Here is a 23333-nt window from a genome sequence, read left to right on the forward strand (position 1 = left end):
ATTTAAATACCCCCTAGCTCTCTCTCAATAAGATCATAATTTATATAATCAGATAACTCGTTTTGATCGACTAAAATTAATGCATCCGTTGGACAGATCTTCACACATTGAGGGTCGTTATCACACAGATCACATATAAGTGGAAATCTCTCAGGGTGGATACTTATTGCACCATACGGACATACATCGATACACCATCCGCATCCATTACATCTTTCTTTATCTACGACTATGATTCCACCATCCTTTTGTGTCAACGCTTTAGTAGGACATTGAACCACACAAGGTGGCTCTTTACAAAATCTACACGCTGTAGCAACGTTTGCAAGACCTATTCGCGCCTTTTTTATCCGAGAGAGTAACGGATTAAAACTTTCCTCTTTATACCATGAACAGATAAGTTCGCAGATGCCACATCCGTTACATCTCATCGTATCCGAAAATATGAACTTTGCCAAGTATATCACTCCTTTTTGTTATCTTTATCCCATTTCATAAAATAATAAAAATCTTGTCTTCTCGATAGGAAACTATCCTTATCACCAAAAAGTTCATCTATAATCCGTGCTGGGAGCATATCGTCATCTTCGTTAAATCCTTGTTGTATGTTAAACTCCCTTTCTATAGTATTAACATCTATTTTTAACAGTTCAATATCAAAATCTCGATCGCCTGTAATTGATGTAAATAGATGATAAATGTCCTCATTAGAATAAAAGTCATGAACCGCCGGATGTATACCCAAAAAATTGTATAAACGAGATTTAGCAAAATCTTTTACTCCAGAATAGATTCCAGATGGAGATACTGCCGTATTAAAAGCAAAATCTTTGTCAATAAATGCATCTATGCTCAGTTCTATACCTTTACTATGCATAGCAATATCTTTTGCATCAAATTTATCTGCAGCATACTTTACACCGTTAGCAAATACATTATCGTCATCAACGATTGATTTTATAAAATCTAAACTTTCTTTATCTTTTTTCCATCCAAGGTTGGATAATATCGTTTTTTCTCGCTCTTTTAATTCATTTGCAAACGAAATGATAACAGCCATTGATAACGGATCAATACCAAGACTATAACAGAGATGTTCTGCTTTTATAATAGTATCAACGTTATATATTTCATTTAGTATTCCAATTGCTATACCACCAAGCGTAATCGGTGTTACTATGCTATCTATCTGGTATAAAGTTGAAAAAGAGATCGGAAATTGTTGAAACGATTCTTTTTTAAATTTATATTTTTTTATTTGATCTATAAGATCCATAAAACTTTTTTTCTCTTCTGCAGACGCTTTTTTAAAGTTATGCCCAGGAAGGTCGTAATTGGCAAAGTTATCTAAAAGATCGATACTACCATAAGTCTTTGCAATCTTACTTGTTAACGATTTGTATAATTCAAGAATTTTGCTAGGATTTTCTGGTTTTATATCGCCACTCCCTCTTATAGCGATTGCTTTCAATTTTTTAGATCCCATAACAGCACCTAAACCACACCTAGTATATTGAAAATCGCTATATATCGTCGAAAACCTTACTTTTTTCTCTCCTGCAGGGCCAATCGATAACACACCAACAGACGGATCGTTTAACGACTCTTTAATCATCTTTTCAGTCATCCAGGGACTTCTTCCCTTTAATTTATCTGCCCTGAGTATGGATGAGGATGAGTCATCGATATACAGATATACAGGTTTTTCAGATACGCCTTTAATCGCAATGATATCGTAACCGGATCGTGCCATCCTATCTCCAAACGTCCCAAATAGATAACTTTCTCCGATATAACCGGATAAAGGAGATTTGGAATATATACCTACCCCACCAGCAAAAGGAACAGGTAAACCGGCGAATGGGCTTGTAGTAATCACTAATAAATTTTTTGGGTTTAATGGTTCTACATCTTTTCCAACATTATCTTTTAATAACTTAATTCCCAAATAACCGGCGATATAATCGTCATCTAACTTCTCGGTATATCTTTCTCCAGAATCCAAATCGATTATTAATAAAACTATGTTATTCATGGAAGTACCTCTTAACAATACGGGTGTCTCTTTTTACTTTCAAATAAATTTTATACCATAAATAAATTTCTTTTTTTTATCCTTGTAAAAATATTTATACCATAAATAAATTTCTTTTTTTATCCTTGTAAAAATATTATATATAACTTCATGCATGATATTTTTATATAAAAGAATAAGGAAAAAATAAAAAGAGGCTATGAATAATGAGAGGAGAACCTGTTAAGATTATACGCGGTAACGAGTCGATAGTCAAGAGAGAGATGTATTTTCGTAAACATGAGGTAATTGTAAACTCAAAGATATGTAGAGGATGTGGTACATGCATTAAAGTTTGTCCAGAGGAGGCGATATCGCTAAAACCTGCTGTAATAGAAGATGGAAGATTAAAGAAGAGTGCGCTTGCCATTATAGATGAGAAAAAATGTACATTTTGTGGTGTCTGTTCTGAAGTATGTTACTTTAATGCAATAACGTTTAAAATAGACGGAGAGGTCAGTAGAAACGTATTGGGAGACGATTTTCCAAGATTTATAAGAAGAGTGGAGTGGAACGAGGTTTTATGCGATCCGATCTGTAATTTATGCGAGATGTCTTGTCCAACCAAGGCTATAGAACTAGGCGAAGATAAAGATAGGCAGTATGGGATAGTAACGATTAATCTACCTGAAGATGCATCAAAAACATTAATAAACCGTTTCAGTGATGCATTAAATAAAGGATACGACGAATGCATAAAATTGGCTAAAGAGTATCCATCCGTCAAGGTTAATAAATTAGATAGATATCGCAGATTTTTTTATTACGATAAAGAAAAATGTATAGCATGTGGTTGGTGCCAAGGGGTCTGTCCAAACGGTGCAATAATTAAAGAAGGTATATACATAGGTACAGTATCAATTAAAAATGAACTCTGTTCTGAAAATTGTAGGGTCTGTATGGATGTCTGCCCGTGTAAAGCTATATATGGGTCTCCGTTAAGAGTAAACCAGTCTTATTGCATGCTTTGTGGAGCATGTAAAGAATCTTGCCCAGAGGATGCAATAACTATTAAAAGAGATAAGATATTTGCAGAAGATGGCCATTCAGGAACATGGATTAGGGCACTAGACAGACTTACTAACGGTGAATCTTATACAAAAGAACTTTATGTAAGAGGTCTCAACAAGACGATTAGTTCTGTAAAATCAATATTTCAAGATGATAAAAAAGATAATGTCAAGTCAAATATAAAAGATACAGAATATAAAATGGAAGGAGGGGTCTGATTTGAGAGAGTTTGATGCAGTAATTGTTGGTGGTGGGGTTTCTGGGATAAGATCGGCGTTAGATCTTGCAGATATGGGATATAAAGTCGGACTGATAGAAAAAACCCCTTTTATTGGTGGAAAAGTATCAAAAATAAAAAAAACTTTTCCAAAATTTGAAGATGTTAGAAAGGTTTTAACAGACGAGATGGAGAGGTTATCGATCAATAAAAATATAGAATTAATGACCAATTCAGAGATTAAAGAATGCACCGGTGATTTTGGAGAATACAACATTAAGGTTATCCACAAAGCAAGATTTGTAAAAAAGATGGGCGATTTTTTTAATAAATGTGTAGAAGTCTGTCCTGTAGAGATACCAAACGAGTTTAATGAAGGTTTAGATAATAGAAAAGCGATATATATGCCATATCCTAATGCCGTTCCAAGATTGTTTGCCATAGACGCAGAACATTGTAATAAATGTGGCGAATGTGTCAAAGTGGCCGGGGATGATGCTATCGATCTTGATATGAATGATGAGGAGGAGGATATTAAGGCAAAAACGATAGTTCTGGCTACAGGGTACGATCTATTTAAGCCCAACGGGCTTTACGGGTATGGAGAAATTAAAGATGTCATAACATCTATGCAATTGGTTAGGATGCTCGACCCGGATGGACCGACAGAAGGCAAGGTACTGAGACCTTCGGATGGTGTTGAGGCGGAAAAAATTGGATTTATACTATGCGTTGGTAGCAGAAATATAAACTATAATCGATACTGTAGCAATTATTGTTGCTCTTTCACAATAAAAAATGCTCTTGAGTTGAAAGACGAAGATCAAAAAAAAGAAGTTTATATAATTTATATGGATATAAGAACCCCTTTTAAAGGCACAGAAGAACTTTATATTGATGCTAGAACCAAGGGGCTTCATTTTTTGAGAGGAAAGCCTGCTATAGTAACGGAGAACAATAATAAGATTAAAGTTAAGTTTTTTGAAACGTTTATCGACAAAAGTATCGAATTAAATTTAGACTTGTTAGTATTAGCCGAAGCATCGTTACCATCAAAAGATGCAGAAAATCTGGCAGATATATTTGGCATAACTACAGATGATTATGGATTTTTTACTGGTAATTCCAGATTATCGCCGATAGAGACTAACAAAAAAGGAGTTTTAATCTGTGGATGTGCGGAAGGATTGAAAGATATATCGTTAAGCGTCTCTCAAGGTTCAGCCGTAGCAGCAAAGATTTCTACGATGATATCTAATAATTAAACAGGATAAAAATTATGGATAAGAAGAAAGTCGCTATATTGGGAGCAACCGGTGCTGTTGGACAGAGGTTTATCCAATTATTAGACAAACATCCGTGGTTTGAGATTACCGGCCTGGCAGCATCGGAACGTAACGTTGGTAAAAAGTATAAAGATACAAAAAAATGGAGATTGGATACACAGTTACCTGAAGAGATTGGAGAGTACGAGATCTTGCCAATGGATCCTAAGAAGATCGATGCAGATCTCGTATTTTCGGCATTACCCGCAGATGTAGCTGGAGAGATAGAGACTAATTTTGCAAAAGAAGGTATTGCCGTATCCAGTAATGCCAGTGCTAATAGGATGGAGAAGGATATCCCATTGATTATCCCAGAAGTAAACAAAGAGCATCTATACTTGATAGATTTACAAAAAGAAAAAAGAGGATGGGAAGGGTTTATAATAACAAACCCGAACTGTTCTGTTATCGGATTGGTCGTTACTCTTAAGCCGTTAATGAAGTTTTGTATGAAAGAAGTAAGGGTAGCAACGATGCAAGCGGTATCTGGTGCGGGGTTCGATGGAGTATCTTCGATGGACATATTGGATAACGTAATACCATATATAAAGAACGAGGAGGAAAAAATGGAGACTGAAACGCTCAAATTGCTTGGTACCATAGATAATGACGGAATAAAACCTGCTACGATAAAGGTTAGTGCAAGTTGTCATAGAGTATGTGTTATAGATGGGCATACCGAATCCATTTGGGTTAAAACAGATCAAAAGATAGATGCTGAAGATGTAAAAAAGGCTTTTTTAACGTTTGATCCACAATTAAAAGATTTACCGTCAGAACCTAAAAAAGTAATTTTCTTACATGATAGGGAAGATAGACCTCAAGCAAGGTTGGATAGAAATATAGGAAGAGGTATGACGGTATCTGTGGGAAGAGTACGAAACGATTTTGACGGAATAAAGTACATAGCTCTATCTCATAATACAATAAGAGGTGCTGCAGGAGCTTCGATCTTAAATGGAGAGTTATTGGTCAGAGAAGGATATGTCTAAACATAATATCTTCGATCCTCTTTTTAATCCCGAAGGGGTGGCAATAATCGGTGCGTCAAACAATCCTGGGAAAGTAGGCGGGATGATGATGCTCAGTACTCTTATCGGTGGGTTCAACACCGATCGTCTCTATCCTGTAAATAATAAAGAGGAAGAGATATTCGGCTTAAGATCTTACAAGACGATCAAGGATGTTCCATATAGAGTAGATTTAGCGATAATATGCATTCCTGCCCTTGGTGTTAAAAATGTTATAGAGGAATGTATCGAGAAGGGAGTAAAGTTTGGAGTTATAATATCTGCAGGTTTTTCAGAATCAGGAGAAGAGGGAAGAAAAAGGGAGGAAGAGATCGTAAAGATCGCAAGACATGGTGGAATGCGGATAATAGGACCGAATTGTATGGGTATTTCGAACTCTAAAGTTCATTTACATGCATTAATGAACATGCTAGTTCCTAAAGAGGGAAATGTATCGATAGTCTCTCAAAGTGGAACGATAGGATCGCTTACAATGGCTACTGGATCTGTTGAAGGGATGGGATTTAGCAAATTTGTAAGCAGTGGAAACGAGGCAGATATACATACAGAAGATTTGATCGAGTATCTTACAGAAGATAAGGATACAAGGATAATATTGGCATTTATAGAAGGGCTTAGAGACGGTAAGAGATTTTTAAAGATAGCAAAAAAGGCATGTGAGAAGAAACCGTTTATAGTAATAAAAGGAGGTATTACAGAAGAGGGCGCGAAGGCTGCAAGGTCCCATACAGGATCTATAGCTGGCTCCTCATCAATTTATGCCGCTTTATCAAAACAGACAGGAATAATATCTGCCATAGACATGAACGATTTAATTAACCTGGCAAAAGGATTCTATATGTTACCATTACCAAAAGGCAGAAATATAGGTATAGTTAGCGCATGGGGAGGTATTGGAGTTTTAGCGGCGGATTCATGCGCAAAAGAGGGGTTAAAAATACCTAATCTTTCTAAAAAAACGATAGATTTGCTTAACGAGTTGTTACCTCCATTCTGGAGTAGACAGAATCCTGTCGATATGACTGCTGCAGGTATTTATGGTAGCTGGGATCTCTTTATAGAAGTGAATAAACTTGTACTCACCGATGATAATATAGATGCGGTTATATGTATGATTCCGTTGTTTACATCATTATTCAGATCAGTTCTTGAAAGGAATGAGGAGACAAGATATTATGCAGAGGGGCTTGTCGATTTTATGAAGGATACAGAGACAGAGCTTGTTAAAAATTTTGTCAGATTGAAAGAGTACAATAAACCATTGGTTGCTATTGATATATCCAGAAGCTTGGAGTCTAAAAGCGTTAAGTACCTTGAAGAGAATGGCATACCATTTTATAGTTCTCCGATGGATGCTGCACATATCTTATCTAGTATGGTGGGATATAAAGAGTATCTGGACCGTCTAAACGATAAATATTAGGTAATTTTATACCTCAAAATTGCTGCAATTCCGCCTAAACCTGCCAATTTTTTTCCTGGTTCAAAATCAGAACTGAATATGATTAACTTGCCTCCTTTCTCCTCCACCTCTTTTAAAAAAGAATCTATATCATTTGATCCTCTTTCTTCTCTCAAAAATTCATCTAAGATCAGCAAGGTATCGATCGCTCCAAACTCGTTGGCTTTTTTAACATCGTTCATACCATACGTGGCCAATCCATCCGTTGCTATCTCTTTCAACAAGATATCTATATACCTTGTCTCTTTGGACAACCTGTTTTCATTAATTATCTTCTCGATAGCACCACGTCTCAAAACTTCTTGAAATCCTGAAATTCCTATAGATGATGTATTTTCCAATGTAATCGAATCTACAAACTGTGGATATCTTTCTTTTATAAACTGATAAAGATCGTTCTTTGTAAAACCTGGTCCTGCTATAACTATCTTTGTCCAATCATTAAAAAGGTTTATGATCTGTTTTAATAAATCTGTAAAAAATTCTGCTCTTTTACTTTCTCCGCCAGATTTTCCAGATGATAACGAGATATTAAAAGACTCGTCTATTCCATACTGTCGAAGAATTCCAACAGAAGCTTCTCCTTCTTCAATAGTAATTATTATAACTTTTGGTTGGTTGGATGCTCTCACCGCATCATCTATTCGTTCCAGTTGATCCTTCTTCCATTCATCTTTAAAGATACTTACCTCGATTCCTGGCTCTATATTTAGTGTATGATACTGGGCTAAATCTGTTCCTACACGTATTTTTCCGGTTACCCTTAATCTATTTGAAAATTTATGAAATTCTGTCTCTTCTACCTCTATTCCCAACCAGATTTTCTTTTTCTCTTGTTTATCAGGTCTTATCTTATCCGTCGAATTGCTTATATCCCTCCATGTATAAGAAGATACCAGATCATTTCTATCTATTATATGTTTTAGATGCCATATATCATCCAAATTCTGAGGTACAAGTTTTATCTCGCCATTATTATTCTTTAACACCTTTTTTTCTATCTTCATTGATCCGTCTCGTAAGATCGTTTATATAATTTTAAGAATCATCTATGCCTACTTTATCTTAACTCTTAACTTTTCAATATCCTCTTTTATCTCTATCTTTAACCCAATATAACTTAAAAATATTTCTATAAACGTTTTAATAAATTTTTTTGATAATTCGGAGAATAGAACTAATGTAAATTCCTTGTTAGAATTTTCTACTAATTTAAAAAATCCGCATGATTCCAATCTTTTAAGAAGATCTTTTGCTGTTTTTATTTTATAAGACAGCTGTTCTGCATGAGATAATGCTATCTTCTCATGTTTATTCCAAAACTCCTCTTTATTAGGATGATCTTCTATAAATTTGAGAAACAAGATCCAATGGTCCACGTCAAGTATTATATGCTCGTTACTTGACATCATCTCTATCTGGTTCTCAATCTTCTCTTTATCTTTTAATAAATTACTGTATTCATGATAAAATCGGATGGCTCTCCGTATAAGTTCGCTTTGAGATGCATTCGTCTCTTGGATCATATATTTTAAGATATCTATCGTTTGATCATCTACTGCAATGGTTATTCTATTTGGATTCATTCTAACTTCTGGCATTTACTCTTTTTTTAATAATAAAAGATTTATTATATCTATCACCATGTTAACACTTTAAATGATAAAAACATAAAAATAATTAATAAAGACAAGAATGCGCTGACCGGGAATTGAACCCGGGTTTGGAGCTTGGCAAGCTCCAGTGATAACCACTACACTACCAGCGCATTAGATTCTTACTATATCTAACATTTTTAGTATCAATTTCTATATATAGTTTTTGATGAAACTGGCAAATAAAAGTAAAGAAGGTATTGGTATTTATCTTCTAATCAAGGAGTATGTTCTCCATTTTATCTTTATCAAGGTCTTCTAAAAGTGGTATATTTGTAACCTTCGATGCTTTATCTGTTAGAGATGCTATATCGTTCCTGTCCAGTTCATTCAATCTGAATTTTCTGGACCCTGCCATGAGTTGTCTAAGTCCTACTCCTATCTTATCCATGAGATATGTATATAGACCGATCGCTTCGTATGGCACTTTATCACCATATCTATGGTTGATCTCATCGTTGCAGATCAAAAATTTTTCAGGACTGTCTCCATAACTTTCTATAAAACTTTTCGATAGCTTTTCTTTCTTAGCCATCTCGACGAAGTGTTTTGTCCTCATAACCGCCGTTAAAGGAGCTCGTGCCATCGCAACCGTCTTTATGTAAGGTCTATCTGAAAAATTGCTCATTGCTATAGACTTAAAGATCTGTGTCTCATCTGTAAACCCCCCTGCCATTGCAACATCCGGTATATGCCTGCCGTGTCTTCTCAATATATTGAGACATTCAAGAACTTGTGCCTCCAACCATACGGTAGGCGTAGAACATTCTTGCATCATCGGTATCGGACTCATACCTGTCCCACCACCAGCACCATCGAAGGTTATAGCATCTATCTTTGCATCTGATGCACATCTTAATGTAAAAGCAACGATTGACGGCCTATAACCACCAGTTTTCATAAAAACCTTCTTTGCACCTTTTTCTCTAACTTTTTCTACATTCTCTACAAAATCGTTCAGTTTTGGTAATCCTACCCTGCTATGGCGCTCAAAACTCCTAAAAACACCATTTTTAAACAATTTTTGAATATTAACATCTTCAGGATCTGGTATTATTATATACCCTCTCTTTTTAAGCATCTTTGCCTTATCAAGATCGTTTATTCTCACCTCTCCACCTATAGCCTTGGCTCCCTGCCCCCATTTCTTCTCTATGATATTGACCTCAAGTTTGGAGAGTGCATAATCATCGACTCCGAACCTTTCATCCTCTACATTAGTCTGAACAACAACATCTCCCGTCTTTCCATCCCATAACCTTCTAAATGTCTCTACACGATATGTTAAATCCTCAGAATACTCTACTTTTCCATTTGCAAACCTCGTTTTTGGATCCATTCCACATACGTTCTCACCGATAGTTAGGATAGTCCCGCTTATTGCAGCACCGTTTGCAAGACCATCCCAATTTCTTTGAGCAACAGCTGTTGATCCCATTCCGGCAATAATCATAGGAATATTTAACGGAACACCGCCAAATTTTGTGGTTATATCTACATTTGGAAATATTATCCTTTCTATATCTTCCTCTATACCTTTTGCTCCTGATATATCAGTCATTATCTGAATATCGCTCCAATCGACAGGGTAGTTTTTATTTGATGCAGAAGTACTTTTACCAAAATATTCTGGGCTAGGATATAACACTTCTCTCCCTCTAAAAGAGGATTTCCCGATCTCGCATAAAACATTACAATCTTCCGTACATAATGGGCACATTCCACTAAAAGAAGATACGTCCTTTAATCTAGTTCTTGTATCGTTTGTAGATTTTCTGTTTATATAGTTTTCAATCATTCGAGTCACCAAATTTTATGACTTTTGTAACCATATGTTGTATATATATCTTTTTAAGATATTTTGGTAGTGTCAATACGTATAGATTCTTCCGTAAGGTCTCTTCAAAACCGGCAACAGCTTCGTGAAATCCTCCTTTATAATATCTTTTTTATCCATGCCAAAATAATGGGCAAATTCACCTACATACCTCTTTAAAATATCTTCGTCTTTCTCATCTAACTTTGATACTCCTACTTCCTTCCCCAAATGATGCCTCTCTACCTCTCCCCTTATATAAATCACACCACCGTGCATCCCGGTGCCAATGAAGTTTGCTTCGTGTAATGTATTCCCAAGATTTAGCCTGAGAAGAATAACAATGCCTCCAGCCATGTATTCCCCGAAAAAGTCCTGCACTGTACCACCTATAACAAGAACAGGTCTCTTGCTCAAATACTCCTTCATGTGCAGTGCTGCCCTGTATCCCACGCTATCACGAATGAAAATCTTTCCACCACGCATTGACATCGCAACCACGTCGCCAGCTCTTCCATCAACTATTATTACTCCATCGTCCATAGTGTTACCAACGCCGTCCTGCGCATTACCATGCACTATTATTCGATGTCCATCGAGGAAAGCTCCTAAATTGTTTCCAGGAGTGCCAAAGATCTCTATTTCTACCTTATTATTTGGAGAATAAAGCCTAGTCCCTATATACCTCTGACCATAAACATTTCGCAGTATAATTTTCTTCACTCCACTATGCATACAATCCATTATGGCATCATTCAGTTCCTTTTGCGTCAGTTTAGATGCGTCTATTTCCATTTCGTTACTCCCCCGCACCTTTTACACCCAAAACATCAAGCTCCCACTCATGTAGTCCAACTCCTCTTAAATGGTCTCTGTTACCTCTTAAGCTTTCAATTGCATTTATTCCCATGCCACCAATCATCTCCTTTATCTCCAAGCTCCAAGCCCTCAACAAATTGAGAAGGCGACGGGATGCAATTTCAGGATTTATTCGCTTCGCAAGGTATGGGTCTTGCGTACATATTCCCCAATTGCATTTTCCAGTATAGCACTTCTGGCAGAGTGTGCAGCCCATAGCAACAAGAGCAGCAGTCCCAATATAAACGGCATCTGCACCAAGAGCAATTGCCTTGACCACATCTGCACTGCATCTTATACCTCCAGCAGCTAAGATAGAGCATCTATTTCTTATCCCTTCTTCTCGAAGCCTCTTGTCAACAGATGCAATGGCAAGCTCTATTGGTATGCCAACATTATCCCTTATTATCTTCGGAGCTGCGCCTGTACCACCTCTTAAGCCATCCAAAGCTATTATATCCGCGCCTGCACGAACCATTCCAGAGGCTATTGCTGCAGAATTGTGAACCGCAGCAATCTTCACACTGATAGGCTTCTCGTAGTTCGTTGCCTCTTTAAGCGTATAGATAAGTGTTGAAAGGTCTTCTATCGAATAAATATCATGCTGTGGTGCTGGCGAAATAGCATCCGTGCCTTCTGGGATCATCCTTGTTGCAGCAATAGAATAAGAAACTTTCTCGCCGGGAAGGTGCCCTCCTATGCCAGGCTTAGCCCCTTGCCCTATTTTTATCTCAACTACAGCTGCACAGTTTAAATATTCGGGGTCAACACCAAATCTCCCAGATGCACACTGCACAATTGCATTCCTCCCATATTTTTTACGCAGCTCCTTTGGTAGACCTCCTTCTCCAGTATTAAAAAGCGTTCCATACTTAGATGCAGCAATTGCCAGCGAATTAAATGCTTGATAGCTTATCGCACCATAAGAAAGCGCTGAGAAAATAATTGGCGTCTCTATCATTACATTTGGTATAAATTCCGTCTCTGAATTTATCTTTAAAGCCAAAGCATCAGGTTTACAGCCTAAAAATGTCCTTAGCTCCATAGGTTCCCTTAATGGGTCAATAGAAGGATTCGTAACCTGTGAGGCATTCAATACTAGATGATCGAAGTAGATGCGATAAGGCTTATCGTTACCGCTCCCAGTGAGTATAACGCCGCCTGTTTCTGCTTGCTTTATCAAGTCACTTATCTTCTCTCTATTCCAGCTATAATTTAGCTTATATTGAGAGGGATTGGGGCGGACGACAAGAGCATTCGTGGGACAGAAAACAACGCATCTTTGACAGCTTACACATTTCTCTTCATCTGAAAACATCTTGTCAAGCTCTTCATCATAGTAATGTACACCGAAAGCGCATTGTCTTTCACAAACTCTACACCGAATGCATCTTTCCTCATTCCTTTCAATGATGAATTCAGGCAAAAGGTATGACTTCATCTGTTTATCCTCACTATAACAGGCTCTCCACCATTTGGTGTCCATACTTTGTCTAATTTTTGTGACAATAGCCTTATCGCCGCCTCCTCTAAAGACAGATAAAACATTTCTCCTCTAACGCCAGCAATAAGCGGTCTCAATCGTATTCTGTCTGTTAAACCTATCATCTCATCATGATGAGCAATTATCACAGCAAAAGGTCCGTTTATGAGCATAGGAGCATAGACCATCCTTAATTCGGTTAATAATTTCCTCTCATTCTCATCCATGCGATCGATCAATTCCCAAAAAGGTGGTGCAAAAATTCTAGCCACCAGGCTCATTGGAAGATGCTGCCTCCTCATCAATAGATCCACTGCATATGTCATTACCTCTGCGTCTGTATGCAGCGTGCAATAATATCCATGCATCTCCAAGTAGCGCCGATTTGTTCCGTAGGAGGAGATCTCACCATTGTGAACAACCGTCCAGTCGAGTATAGAAAAAGGATGTGCACCTCCCCACCAGCCTTGCGTATTCGTAGGGAATCTTCCATGAGCAGTCCATATATAACCCTTATACTTATCAAGAAAGAAATACTCCGCAACATCCTCAGGATAGCCTACGCCCTTAAAAACACCCATGTCTTTACCTGATGAGAAGACATAAGCATCCTCTATTTTCGTATTTATGTGCATTACTTTCTGCACAACATAATCATCGTCAGAAAAATTCTCCTCCTCTCTTCTCTTTTTAGGTATCACAAAATACCTCCATACCAACGGTGGATTCACAACTTTAGCATCGCCATGAGGTATCTCCTCATCATAGACCAGATCAAAGTTCATGCTTAGGAATGCATCAGTCTCCTTCTTTGCATCTTTATTCCTCCTTTCAAACATAATATGAAATGCATAACAGTCTTTATACTTCGGATAAAGCCCGTATATTGCGAATCCACCACCAAGACCGTTTCCTCGCACATGCATGTTTGCTATCGCGCTTATAACACCTTCACCTGTAAATCTTTCTTTATTTCTGTTCATCGCGCCGAACAGAGAACAAGCACTTATTTCTTTCTCATAAATTTCTCTCTTTATCCTAGTCATATTTCAACACTCACTTCCGCTCAGGAAGATTAATAAGCCCGAAATCGTCGCTGAGTAGCTCCTCTTTAAACGAAGATACATCCGTTCCATTCCTCATCAAGCCCAAGAATATCCCCGCTCTGTCTATTTTATTCATGAAAATCATGCCAATCATACGATTATCCCTGAGTACTATCTTCTTGTAAATCTTCTTCTTCTCGTCAACCACTTTCAAAATCTCGTAATCCCCTTCATCATTAGCACTAATCCCGGCTGTTATGACCGGAAGCCCGAAGAAATGCATTGAACTCATGTTTGTTCCCCATTTATACTCCTTCACAACGCCACACATATTGAAGCCTGCAATTCTTCCTCCAACATAAGCAGTGGGCCATAAAGGTGTGAGCCTGAAATCATCATGTACGAAATCATAAACCTCTGCACAGTCGCCACACGCATAAACGTCCTTTACAGAAGTCCTCATTCATCTATCTACAACTATCCTCGGTTTACTTTTACCTTCCCCTGAACAAGCTCTAATCTCGGTTTAACGCCTATAGCCAAAATAAGCATCTCGCAGGGAAGCTCAGTGCCACCGTCCAAAATAACGCTACCTTCACCTAAAACCTTGTCTATTGTGTGCTTTGTTATTATATGAATGTTATTTTCCTCTAAATGGTTCTCCACAATGCAAGACCCTATTTTATCTAAAACAGGTGCCAGCACCCTATCCGCAAGATCTACAACTGTTACGTCCAAACCTTTCTTTTTCAAAGCCTCTGATGCCATTAAGCCTATTAAACCACCACCAAGAACAACAGCCTTCTTGTATTTCCCTGTTTCTATCTCGTCTTTTATAATTAAAGCATCATTTAGAGTAGTAAAAGCAAAAAACTCGGTATCTTCAACTCCCACAAATTTAGGAATGATGGGTTTACTGCCGGTAGCTATCAGAATTTTCTCATAGCCTATTACATCTTCGTCGTCTAAAATTATCACTCTTTTTTTTTCAACATCTACATCTATTACCCTTTTCCCTAAAATCAGTACAATATCTTTGCTCTGGTAAAAATCTGATGGTTTTATAAAAATATCAGCGAATGAAGTCTTTTCAGAGAGATAATATGGGATAAGTGCCCTTGAATAGGCGTGATATTCTTCATCAGAGACCATAATAATTTTTCCTTTTTTATCAACATCTCTAATCGCTTCTACTGCGCCAATTCCACCCGCAGAGTTCCCACGAACTTCATCTCGTATTATTGCACCATAAGGGCAAGCCATCACACAACTCCAGCAACCAACACATTTAGAAGCATCAAGCTTTATGATGCCATTTTCCTTGTGAAGAGCACCACTAATGCAAGCATAAACACAATCGGGCTCATTGCAATGCTTACATTGTAAAGCAAAAGAAACAGGTCCTCTTTCTTCCACTTGCACCCTAGAGATTGCCCGTTCTTTCTCATAAAGGAATGCTTTTATTATGTCCTTCGATTTAGAATGCTCTACTGTGCACCAAATTTCACAAAGTCTGCACCCGATGCAAACTTCTTCTTTGCAGCAAATAATCTTCCTTCCCATCCTTATAACACCGACAAATACTCCTTTAACTCCCATTCCGTTACGTTCGCACGGTATCTATCCCATTCTACCTTCTTAGAAATAATGAAATTCCAGAATATGTGTTCTCCTAAAGCTTCCTTAACTAAACTGCTTTTTTCTGTCAGTGCAAGGGCTTCGATCAAGCTACCGGGTAGCGATTTTATTCCCTCTTTCTTTTTCTCTTCTTCACTCAAGTGATAAACATCTTTTTCCGTCGGTGGTGGCAACTCATACTTGTCCTTTATCCCCGCCATTCCAGCAGCAAGCATCACAGAGAATGCCAGGTAAGGATTGCATGCTGGGTCCGGACTGCGGAATTCTACCCTTGTCGCTTTCTCTTTCCCTGGCTTGTACATCGGCACTCTTACCAGCGTTGACCTATTCCTGCGAGCCCATGTGATATACACAGGTGCTTCGTATCCCGGGACGAGCCGTTTATACGAGTTTACCCATTGGTTCGTAACCGCGGTGATCTCGGGTGCGTGTCTGAGCAATCCTGCGATATATCTCTTACCCACCTCGGAGAGATGATGTTCGTCATTTGGATCGAAGAATGCATTTCGATCGCCGAGGAATAACGACTGATGGGTATGCATCCCCGAGCCATTCACCCCGAAGATGGGTTTTGGCATGAATGTGGCATAAAAGCCATAGTGCTGTGCTATCTCCTTTACCACAATTCGATATGTCATTACCTGGTCTGCCATCGTAAGTGCATCTCTATAACGAAGGTCTATCTCATGCTGTGAAGGTGCAACCTCATGATGACTATACTCAACCTCTATCCCCATTGCCTCTAAGGTAAGAATCGTATCCCTTCGCAAATCGCCTCCTGCATCCAGTGTTGTCAGGTCGAAGTAGCCACCTTCATCCAGCACTTCAGGGTTCTTACTGTTCTTCAAATAGAAATACTCCAGCTCAGGACCAACATAAAACGTATAGCCATGCTCGTTTTTCAACTTCTCCAGATTCCTCTTCAAGATGTATCGCGGGTCGCCCTCGTATGAACTGCCATCAGGCTTTAAGATATCGCAGAACATCCGTGCAACCGTGTTCTCCTTTGGTCGCCACGGCAGAATCTGAAATGTAGCAGGATCTGGTTTCGCAAGCATATCACTCTCGTCTATCCTTGCAAATCCTTTTATTGAAGATCCATCAAAGCCCATGCCCTCTTCAAAGGCGCCTTCTAACTCTCTTGGAGTTATTGCAAAACTCTTCAACTGTCCCAAGATATCGGTGAACCAGAGCCTGATGAACTTCACATCGTTCTTTTCCACCGCTTCTAATACCTCTTCCCTCGTTTTTGCATTTGCTTTTTTTTCCATGTTTTTATCCCTCCTAACTTCAACTATCTATTTGTCCTACATGATTTAAATCGCTAAGCTAATATGGCTTTTTATATAAATTTATATTCAAAAGATAAGATTATATACAATTCATGCTCGTACGTGGTCTGCTCACAAAGCTGCGTCACCCATCTCCCCTGTTCTAATTCGTATTGCCTTTTCGACTGGCAGCACAAATATCTTACCATCGCCGATATTGCCCGTATATGCACTCTCAGTTATAGCTTTAATGATCTTATCGGCATCTACATCGCTTGCAACTACCTCTATCTTTATCTTTGGAATTAGCTCCACCTTGAATTCCCTACCACGGAACTGCTCTATTAAGCCCTTTTGCTGACCATGCCCCTCAACACGTGTGATCGTCATCCCTGGATAACCTATTTCTTTCAAAGCTTCTCTTATTTCGTCCAACTTCTCTACTCGAACGATAGCCTCTATTTTTTTCATCTCTACCCACCTCCACCATTCTTGATGTAGAAATCTGGGTATGCAGGTGTACCGTGCTCAGAGATGTCTAATCCTTGTAGTTCTTCCTCTGGCGAGACTCTTATGCCAAAAGCGGCGTCCATTGCCTTGAAGAGAAGATAACCGAGGCCAAACGCCCATAAAACAACAGTACAAGCACCAATGACTTGTGCAATCAATTGCCCCGCACCACCTCCATATAAAAGTCCTATTGCATGAGCGCCCCCCGTAGTATAGTAACCATAGGTGCCATCAGCAAATAAGCCAACGCTTATTAAGCCCCATAGACCGTTTGTCCCATGCACAGAAACCGCACCTACTGGGTCGTCCACACCCCTTGACTCTAAGAAATAAACGCTCGCTACTACCAATACTCCTGCGACAAGACCTATTACCACTGCTGCCCAAGCCTCTACCCATGCACATGGAGCAGTTATTGCTACAAGTCCTGCTAAGACACCGTTCAATGCTATGCCAACATCCCACTTACGTGTCTTCAGGAATATTACCATTAGTGAAGCAAATGCTCCAGCAGCAGCTGATAAAGTAGTATTCACTGCAATCACTGCAATCCTAAGCTGATCTGCGGAGAAAGTGCTGCCACAATTGAAACCTAACCAGCCAAACCAGAGAATAAACACCCCTAAAGCAGCTAAAGTGATACTGTGCCCTGGAATAGCTCTTGGTTTACCATTCACAAACTTACCAAACCTCGGACCCAAGACAATCGTTCCAGCTAAACCCACCATCCCTCCTACTGTGTGCACTACACCTGAGCCTGCGAAGTCAAGATGCCCCATGCCAAATGGTAATGTGGAGAGCCATCCCCCTCCCCAGACCCAGTGACCAAAGATAGGATAGATAAGCAGACTCACGACTGCGCTACAAATGAGATACGCAGGGATTTTTAATCGCTCTGCAACTGCTCCACTTACAATCGACGCTGCCGTCGCACAGAATACAAGCTGCCAGAAGAACGTTAGATACCTGCTCACATCATATTCACCATAGAGAAACCAGCCAGTCGTCCCGATTAGTCCAGCCATGTCAGCACCCATCATAATAGCAAATCCTACTGCCATGAAGCAGAGAGAGCCGATGACAAGATCCATTAAGTTCTTTGCCATCAGATTTGTTGCATTCTTTGCCCTGCAAAATCCAGTTTCAACCATTGCAAATCCCGCCTGCATGAACATCACCAAGAACCCGCAGACTAAAATCCAGATGTAGTTTACTGGCGCTTCTGGATTCTCTTTAAGCGTCCTTGCCCCTGTTGGATCTCCTGCCATTGCACATGGTACCAGTGCCAGTATCATGCTCAACAACACGAGTGCATAAATGGCAGATGTTCCTCTTCTAATTTTTACCACCCTCATTTTTGCTGACGTTACTAAAGCACCCCTCTTTAAAAAACTATTTAAGAACTTTGCATAAAAATTATGAAAAAATAAGAAATTGCGTTTTAAGTATTAAGAGTCCAATGGATGGTCGTGGTGAAGGAGTATGAAGTAGATCTATTAAATTGTTCGATAGAGCATATATATACTATCTTATAAAATTTTAAATAGGATTATTATTTATAAGAATAACAAAATATATTGCTAAAATGATGCCCTTGTTTGTAAATTTGGAAGATAAACAAATTGTAATCTTTGGTGCGGGAAGAGTCGGCTATAGAAAATCTAAAAAATTTATCGAAGAGGGATGTACTAAGATAGTAGTAGCCAGTAATTCTTTTTTGAAAGATTTTGAAGAATTGGCAAAGACAGGTAAGATTAGATTTATAAAGAGAGACCTTACCCAGGGATTTTTGGATCTGCTTGAAAAAGCATTTATGGTTGTTCCTGTGACTGATAATGAACAAATAAATGAAGATATAACAAATAAAGCAATAAAAATGGGTATATTAGTTAATTATAAATCTGGAGATGTTTTTTTACCATCGATTGTACGTAAAGATAATATCGTGATTGCAATATCAACGCTCGGTCTTAGCCCGGCATTCTCTCGGTACTTAAAATTAAAAATAAGAGAGATGCTCGATGAGAGATTTAACATGATGGTAGAGGCCTTATCTTATATTCGTAAAATTTTAATAGATCATGTGAAAGATCAGGATAAAAGAGAGAAAATATTGACAAATATATTAGCGAATAAAGATTTATGGAATCTGTCGAATAAAGACGATATGATAAAGATCGCGTTTAAATACATAGAGGAGTGACTTTATAATGATTGCTCTTTTATCGGTATCACATAAGATCGCAGAGATAAAAGATATCGAGCCATTGCTTTATAAGGAGATCGATAAAGCATTCGATGATTTTGCAAATGCGGACGGTTTTATAATATTACAGACATGCCATAGGTTCGAGATTTATTTAGATCATGATGACCCATCTTCTATTTTAAAAGATTATGCAGACTTTAGAGATATAGATAAATATGAGCTAATGGAGGGAAATGATGTTATAGAACATCTGATGCGTCTTACTTGCGGATTGGATTCCATTGTTTTGGGAGAAAACCAAATATTAGGACAAGTTAAGAATGCATATCTGCTTTCAATGGCGAAAAACCACCTAACAGAAAGATTGAAATTGATCTTTGAAAGAGCTATCAAAGCAGGTAAAAGAGCAAGAACTGAGAGCAAAATTAACAAAGGATCTGTTTCTATCGGAAGCGTTGCTGTTAAACTAGCTGAGAATATATTGGGAGATCTGGATAATAAGAAAATGCTGGTAATAGGCGCAGGTGAGACTGCAACATCGGTAGCAAAATCTTTAATCGGATCGAGAAGCAACATCATCTTTATAGCCAATAGGACCTTTAAACATGCACAATTATTAGCAGAAGAAGTTAAAGGGATTGCAGTAAAATTTGAGAAAAAGGAGAAGTATATCATCGATTCGGATCTCGTAATCACTGCCACGTCTGCGCCTCATATAATTTTAGATTATGATACGATTGCCAGTATAATAAATAAAAGAAAAAAACCTTTGTTATTGATAGATATATCAAATCCACGCAATGTAGATGAGAGGATTGCATCTCTTCCAAATGTAAGACTCTATAATATTGATTCCTTACGTAATGTTTGTAAAACTAATTTAAAAAAGAGAGAAGAAGAGATTAAAAAAGTAGAGACGATCATAGAAGAAGAGATCGATAGATTGTATGAAGAGTTCAAAGAGAGAGAGATAAACGATATAATAGAAAAGATATACATTGATGCTGAAAAGATACGTATAAAAGAGATGAATACAGCATTAAAGATGATAAATTCTAACGGGGATATAGAGAAGATATTGAACGATATGACAAGAGCTATAAAAAATAAAATTTTGGCAAAATTTACAGAGAAAATGAGACAGATATCAAAAGATGGGGATATAGACTTAATAAAAGTATTTGCAGAGGTTTGAAATAAAGATGTATTGTTCTCCAGAGTTTCCTGCATATAGGATGAGACGGTTGAGACGATTTAAGATAATACAAGAGACACAATTAAAAAAAGACGATTTTGTGTATCCTTTATTTATAGATGAAAATATAAAAAAGAGAAAAGAGATTGCCTCTATACCAGGCCAGTACAGATTCCCTCTCAAAGAGATAGTAGAAGAGGTCACGAGTTTACGAGAGATTGGAATAAGATCGGTAATACTTTTTGGAATTCCATCTAAAAAGAATATGGTTGGAAGTGAGGCATATAATAAAAATGGTGTGGTTCAAAGAGCTATCAAAGCAATCAAAAAAGAGATAACGGATATTATAGTTATTGGAGATGTATGTCTTTGTGAATATACATCGCACGGACATTGTGGCATCTTGACAGAGGAGAATTATATAGATAACGATAAGACGCTCGATGTTATTGGAAAGATAGCAGAGAGTTATGCAGAAAGCGGTATAGATATCGTTGCACCATCAGGTATGATGGACGGAACGGTTCGATTTGTAAGAAAAAGACTGGACGATGAAGGATACACCGATGTTGCAATAATGGCATATTCTGCAAAGTATAACTCAGGTTTTTACAGCCCGTTTAGAGATGCAGCCGACTCAAGCCCGAGTTTTGGAGATAGATCTACCTATCAGATGGATTACAAAAATTCAGATGAGGCGATGAGAGAGATTTATCTAGATATAAAAGAGGGTGCAGATATCGTTATGGTTAAACCGGCTTTATCTTATCTAGATATAATATATCGTGCAAAGAAGATGTTCAATTTCCCACTAGCAGCATACAACGTTAGTGGAGAGTATGCTATGCTAAAGTTATCCTCTCTTGACCAAGACCGGGTTATGGAAGAGATCTTATCATCGATAAAAAGAGCAGGTGCGGATATTATAATATCGTATCATGCTAAAGAGTTTATTGAAAGATTTTTATAAAGCATCGAAAAACCTTCATTACAAAGTTTATTGCAATTTATATCTACAGCATCTTTTTTCTCTCAATTTTTATTGAGTATTAAGTTTTTCTAACTTCTTTATATTTAATTTTATTTTTAACTCTTTTCATAGCCCAAGATAGAATAAATGGCGGTTGAAAGTTCGTATAATCTATTAAACGAGATCTCATAAGGTCTCAACTCCATAAGATCACCAAATCTCTCATCTAATAAGTAGAATATAGTATCTATCTCTTTTTTATATTGCTCTCCGACTATATGGGCGGAATTCATCATTGCATTTTTAAGTTTTTTCCTTCTCTGTGTGAAGACTGCTGTTAAAAATTTGAAGAAAAACTGTTCTAAATCATTATATTTCTCTTTACTACGTTTTTTAGGAATAATCCTAACAAGAGCGGAATCTACTTTTGGGCGAGGATAAAATGCACTTTTTGGAACTTTTTCTAAAAATTCGGTATCGGCCCTGTAAGAAAATGTTATCGTTAATCGTCCATAATCCTTACTTCCAATCTTTCCCACCAATCGTCGTGCAAACTCCAATTGGTACATTAAAATACCAGATAGAAAATCATATTCCAGCAGTTTAAATGAGATTTTCGATGATATGAAATATGGTATATTAGATACAACCTTATCAAACTTTGGAAAATCAAGTAATAACGCATCACCACAGATCAGTTCATATTTATCCGAAGGAAAGGATGAACATCTATCTTCTAATATTTTAAAAAGGGATCTATCCTTTTCTATCGCATAGACCTTTTTGCTATTCTTTATTAAGAGCTCCGTCAGGTTTCCAGATCCTGCACCAATCTCAATAACCGTTTCTGTTTGTTTTAGATCGGCATAATCTATAATTCTATTTAAAATGCGATTATCAACTAAAAAATATTGACCGTTCTTTACGTATCGTCTTTTATCTATCATATCTATTTTTTTTAAATTCGGCACGCTTTATAAAAGGTCTTACAAACGTTCTATATTTTATGTTATCTTCTTTGATCTCTTCTTCAATCCGTCTTGCTATTAATCTTTCAGGATGATACAACGTAATTACTCTCTCTTCTATATCCTTGAAACTGGTAAAAGGCGATTTGTTTCTCTCTTCTATAATCTTCCACATTAATTTTTTACCAATTCCTGGTATAATCTCCAGATGATGAAATCGGGAAGTTATAGAGCCTGATTTATTAAAAAATTCGACAAATCTTTTTTCGTTATCTTTTACTATCTCTTCAATCACATTTAATAGCTCCATCTTCGCAGCATTGGTCAGATCCTCGTAAGATATACGCCTCTTCACGTAATCCACTACATCTCTCATCCCCCGACCTATATATAATCGATCATACGGATCTGCTTTTTTACCTTTTTTTGGCACGACCTCTAAGAGAGAGAGGTGTTCTTCTCCAATAGCCTGTATTATAGGTCTTTTTTGATAAACAGGTCTATTATCATTAGGATGTCCATAAGGGAGATAATCTAAGACACGAACATATTCATCTTTTGCATCCTCTTTTTCATAATCCTGCATATATATCT

Annotated in this window: 22 protein-coding genes and 1 tRNA gene; 7 read left to right on the plus strand and 16 right to left on the minus strand. The window is 37.7% G+C overall.

From position 1 onward, the window contains the following. Positions 1–2: 2 nt before the first annotated feature. Positions 3–458: a 4Fe-4S dicluster domain-containing protein gene (locus tag LPC15_RS02105; protein ID WP_229235065.1), complete on the minus strand. Its 456-nt coding sequence runs from the start codon at positions 456–458 to the stop codon at positions 3–5. Positions 459–463: 5 nt separating this feature from the next. Then, the gene (locus LPC15_RS02110; protein ID WP_229235066.1) at positions 464–2035 is read right to left on the minus strand and encodes an aldehyde ferredoxin oxidoreductase N-terminal domain-containing protein; all 1572 of its coding nucleotides are present in this window, start codon (positions 2033–2035) and stop codon (positions 464–466) included. A gap of 206 nt (positions 2036–2241) precedes the next feature. On the opposite strand from LPC15_RS02110, the gene LPC15_RS02115 reads away from it, so the two are divergent. Genes LPC15_RS02115 through LPC15_RS02130 form a run of 4 tightly spaced genes read left to right on the plus strand, consistent with a single transcriptional unit; the run spans position 2242 to position 7081 of the window. Then, the gene (locus LPC15_RS02115) at positions 2242–3303 is read left to right on the plus strand and encodes a 4Fe-4S binding protein (RefSeq protein WP_229235067.1); all 1062 of its coding nucleotides are present in this window, start codon (positions 2242–2244) and stop codon (positions 3301–3303) included. A gap of 1 nt (position 3304) precedes the next feature. Beyond that, complete coding sequence (locus LPC15_RS02120; protein WP_229235068.1) at positions 3305–4567, plus strand: FAD-dependent oxidoreductase; 1263 nt, start codon at positions 3305–3307, stop codon at positions 4565–4567. Between the two features lie 14 nt (positions 4568–4581). Next, a complete protein-coding gene (asd, locus tag LPC15_RS02125) occupies positions 4582–5619 on the plus strand; it encodes an aspartate-semialdehyde dehydrogenase (RefSeq protein ID WP_229235069.1) in 1038 nt (345 codons plus the stop codon). Continuing rightward, positions 5585–7081 carry an acetate--CoA ligase family protein gene (locus LPC15_RS02130; RefSeq protein WP_229235070.1) on the plus strand — a complete coding sequence of 499 codons (1497 nt, stop codon included), beginning with the start codon at positions 5585–5587 and terminating at the stop codon, positions 7079–7081. Before asd ends, LPC15_RS02130 begins: the two co-directional genes overlap by 35 nt. Here the strand turns inward: LPC15_RS02130 and LPC15_RS02135 are convergent. From LPC15_RS02135 to LPC15_RS02190, 12 genes are all read right to left on the minus strand, one after another. Beyond that, on the minus strand, positions 7078–8127 hold the full coding sequence (locus LPC15_RS02135; RefSeq protein WP_229235071.1) for an mRNA surveillance protein pelota: 1050 nt from the start codon (positions 8125–8127) through the stop codon (positions 7078–7080). The genes LPC15_RS02130 and LPC15_RS02135 overlap by 4 nt on opposite strands. A 48-nt stretch (positions 8128–8175) precedes the next feature. Further along, positions 8176–8721, minus strand: a complete 546-nt coding sequence (locus LPC15_RS02140; RefSeq protein WP_229235072.1) for a ribbon-helix-helix protein, CopG family — start codon at positions 8719–8721, stop codon at positions 8176–8178. Positions 8722–8816: 95 nt separating this feature from the next. Further along, positions 8817–8888, minus strand: a tRNA-Gly gene (locus tag LPC15_RS02145). A 101-nt stretch (positions 8889–8989) separates the two neighbouring features. After that, positions 8990–10573: a glutamate synthase-related protein gene (locus tag LPC15_RS02150; RefSeq protein ID WP_229235073.1), complete on the minus strand. Its 1584-nt coding sequence runs from the start codon at positions 10571–10573 to the stop codon at positions 8990–8992. A gap of 72 nt (positions 10574–10645) precedes the next feature. Next, on the minus strand, positions 10646–11386 hold the full coding sequence (locus LPC15_RS02155; protein WP_229235074.1) for a hypothetical protein: 741 nt from the start codon (positions 11384–11386) through the stop codon (positions 10646–10648). Positions 11387–11390: 4 nt separating this feature from the next. Beyond that, positions 11391–12890, minus strand: coding sequence for a glutamate synthase-related protein (locus LPC15_RS02160; RefSeq protein ID WP_229235075.1), 1500 nt, complete (start codon positions 12888–12890; stop codon positions 11391–11393). Then, the gene (locus LPC15_RS02165; RefSeq protein ID WP_229235076.1) at positions 12887–13978 is read right to left on the minus strand and encodes a class II glutamine amidotransferase; all 1092 of its coding nucleotides are present in this window, start codon (positions 13976–13978) and stop codon (positions 12887–12889) included. Before LPC15_RS02165 ends, LPC15_RS02160 begins: the two co-directional genes overlap by 4 nt. A 10-nt stretch (positions 13979–13988) precedes the next feature. After that, the gene (locus LPC15_RS02170; protein ID WP_229235077.1) at positions 13989–14441 is read right to left on the minus strand and encodes a hypothetical protein; all 453 of its coding nucleotides are present in this window, start codon (positions 14439–14441) and stop codon (positions 13989–13991) included. A 14-nt stretch (positions 14442–14455) separates the two neighbouring features. Continuing rightward, positions 14456–15577, minus strand: a complete 1122-nt coding sequence (locus LPC15_RS02175; protein WP_229235078.1) for an FAD-dependent oxidoreductase — start codon at positions 15575–15577, stop codon at positions 14456–14458. Beyond that, on the minus strand, positions 15544–16887 hold the full coding sequence (locus LPC15_RS02180) for a glutamine synthetase family protein (protein ID WP_229235079.1): 1344 nt from the start codon (positions 16885–16887) through the stop codon (positions 15544–15546). The genes LPC15_RS02175 and LPC15_RS02180 overlap by 34 nt, the downstream gene beginning before the upstream one ends. 132 nt (positions 16888–17019) lie before the next feature. Further along, positions 17020–17358: a P-II family nitrogen regulator gene (locus tag LPC15_RS02185; protein WP_229235080.1), complete on the minus strand. Its 339-nt coding sequence runs from the start codon at positions 17356–17358 to the stop codon at positions 17020–17022. A gap of 2 nt (positions 17359–17360) precedes the next feature. Next, positions 17361–18752 (minus strand): ammonium transporter, encoded by a 1392-nt coding sequence (locus tag LPC15_RS02190; protein WP_324255066.1) that lies wholly within the window; start codon positions 18750–18752, stop codon positions 17361–17363. A gap of 233 nt (positions 18753–18985) precedes the next feature. Here LPC15_RS02190 and LPC15_RS02195 point away from each other — a divergent pair, with 233 nt between their 5' ends. The 3 genes from LPC15_RS02195 to hemB are packed head-to-tail and all read left to right on the plus strand — an operon-like array spanning position 18986 to position 21771. Further along, the gene (locus LPC15_RS02195; RefSeq protein ID WP_267496957.1) at positions 18986–19600 is read left to right on the plus strand and encodes a precorrin-2 dehydrogenase/sirohydrochlorin ferrochelatase family protein; all 615 of its coding nucleotides are present in this window, start codon (positions 18986–18988) and stop codon (positions 19598–19600) included. Between the two features lie 7 nt (positions 19601–19607). Next, positions 19608–20801, plus strand: a complete 1194-nt coding sequence (gene hemA / locus LPC15_RS02200) for a glutamyl-tRNA reductase (protein WP_229235082.1) — start codon at positions 19608–19610, stop codon at positions 20799–20801. After that, positions 20788–21771, plus strand: coding sequence for a porphobilinogen synthase (hemB, locus tag LPC15_RS02205; RefSeq protein ID WP_229235083.1), 984 nt, complete (start codon positions 20788–20790; stop codon positions 21769–21771). The genes hemA and hemB overlap by 14 nt, the downstream gene beginning before the upstream one ends. A 116-nt stretch (positions 21772–21887) precedes the next feature. On the opposite strand, the gene rsmA is transcribed toward hemB, so the two are convergent. After that, positions 21888–22742 carry a 16S rRNA (adenine(1518)-N(6)/adenine(1519)-N(6))-dimethyltransferase RsmA gene (gene rsmA, locus LPC15_RS02210; RefSeq protein ID WP_229235084.1) on the minus strand — a complete coding sequence of 285 codons (855 nt, stop codon included), beginning with the start codon at positions 22740–22742 and terminating at the stop codon, positions 21888–21890. Beyond that, complete coding sequence (locus tag LPC15_RS02215) at positions 22708–23325, minus strand: DUF655 domain-containing protein (RefSeq protein WP_229235085.1); 618 nt, start codon at positions 23323–23325, stop codon at positions 22708–22710. The genes rsmA and LPC15_RS02215 overlap by 35 nt, the downstream gene beginning before the upstream one ends. Positions 23326–23333 lie beyond the last annotated feature (8 nt).

The sequence above is a fragment of the Candidatus Methanoliparum sp. LAM-1 genome (genome assembly GCF_020885915.1).
Taxonomy (GTDB): Archaea; Halobacteriota; Methanoliparia; order Methanoliparales; family Methanoliparaceae; genus Methanoliparum; species Methanoliparum thermophilum.

Bases quoted from the DNA above. Each gene is read 5' to 3' on its own strand.
- LPC15_RS02110 (WP_229235066.1), bottom strand. From the start codon at position 2,035: ATGAATAACATAGTTTTATTAATAATCGATTTGGATTCTGGAGAAAGA.
- LPC15_RS02115 (WP_229235067.1), top strand. From the start codon at position 2,242: ATGAGAGGAGAACCTGTTAAGATTATACGCGGTAACGAGTCGATAGTC.
- asd (WP_229235069.1), top strand. From the start codon at position 4,582: ATGGATAAGAAGAAAGTCGCTATATTGGGAGCAACCGGTGCTGTTGGA.
- LPC15_RS02130 (WP_229235070.1), top strand. From the start codon at position 5,585: ATGGAGAGTTATTGGTCAGAGAAGGATATGTCTAAACATAATATCTTC.
- LPC15_RS02135 (WP_229235071.1), bottom strand. From the start codon at position 8,127: ATGAAGATAGAAAAAAAGGTGTTAAAGAATAATAATGGCGAGATAAAA.
- LPC15_RS02140 (WP_229235072.1), bottom strand. From the start codon at position 8,721: ATGCCAGAAGTTAGAATGAATCCAAATAGAATAACCATTGCAGTAGAT.
- LPC15_RS02150 (WP_229235073.1), bottom strand. From the start codon at position 10,573: ATGATTGAAAACTATATAAACAGAAAATCTACAAACGATACAAGAACT.
- LPC15_RS02155 (WP_229235074.1), bottom strand. From the start codon at position 11,386: ATGGAAATAGACGCATCTAAACTGACGCAAAAGGAACTGAATGATGCC.
- LPC15_RS02160 (WP_229235075.1), bottom strand. From the start codon at position 12,890: ATGAAGTCATACCTTTTGCCTGAATTCATCATTGAAAGGAATGAGGAA.
- LPC15_RS02165 (WP_229235076.1), bottom strand. From the start codon at position 13,978: ATGACTAGGATAAAGAGAGAAATTTATGAGAAAGAAATAAGTGCTTGT.
- LPC15_RS02170 (WP_229235077.1), bottom strand. From the start codon at position 14,441: ATGAGGACTTCTGTAAAGGACGTTTATGCGTGTGGCGACTGTGCAGAG.
- LPC15_RS02175 (WP_229235078.1), bottom strand. From the start codon at position 15,577: ATGGGAGTTAAAGGAGTATTTGTCGGTGTTATAAGGATGGGAAGGAAG.
- LPC15_RS02180 (WP_229235079.1), bottom strand. From the start codon at position 16,887: ATGGAAAAAAAAGCAAATGCAAAAACGAGGGAAGAGGTATTAGAAGCG.
- LPC15_RS02185 (WP_229235080.1), bottom strand. From the start codon at position 17,358: ATGAAAAAAATAGAGGCTATCGTTCGAGTAGAGAAGTTGGACGAAATA.
- LPC15_RS02190 (WP_324255066.1), bottom strand. From the start codon at position 18,752: ATGAGGGTGGTAAAAATTAGAAGAGGAACATCTGCCATTTATGCACTC.
- LPC15_RS02195 (WP_267496957.1), top strand. From the start codon at position 18,986: ATGCCCTTGTTTGTAAATTTGGAAGATAAACAAATTGTAATCTTTGGT.
- hemA (WP_229235082.1), top strand. From the start codon at position 19,608: ATGATTGCTCTTTTATCGGTATCACATAAGATCGCAGAGATAAAAGAT.
- LPC15_RS02215 (WP_229235085.1), bottom strand. From the start codon at position 23,325: ATGCAGGATTATGAAAAAGAGGATGCAAAAGATGAATATGTTCGTGTC.